The organism is Streptomyces sp. DH24, assembly GCF_029813775.1.
Taxonomy (GTDB): Bacteria; Actinomycetota; Actinomycetes; order Streptomycetales; family Streptomycetaceae; genus Streptomyces.
Genome location: NZ_JARVKW010000155.1, coordinates 1 through 255, shown reverse-complemented (window position 1 = coordinate 255; position 255 = coordinate 1). Strand labels below are relative to the sequence as shown.

General features: G+C 72.2%; 1 protein-coding gene. It reads left to right on the top strand.

The window, feature by feature from the left end; genetic code table 11:
* The coding region (locus QC282_RS32630) for a (Fe-S)-binding protein (RefSeq protein WP_279553136.1) at positions 1 to 255 on the top strand (255 nt) is incomplete at both ends.

Here is a 255-nt window from a genome sequence, read left to right as displayed (position 1 = left end):
ACCACGCCCACGCCAAGGCCCCCTACCTCCTGGCCGGCGGCGGCAAGACCATGGAGGGCGACGAGAAAGCCACCCCCGAACAGCTCACGGGCGTGCCCGCCGCCGCGCTGGCCGAGGCCGAACGCCCGCTGATCGGCACCGCCGGCGACAACGGCGTCATCGACCCCGACGTGCTGTGGTCCTGCACCACCTGCGGCGCCTGCGTCGAGCAGTGCCCCGTCGACATCGAGCACGTCGACCACATCGTCGACATGC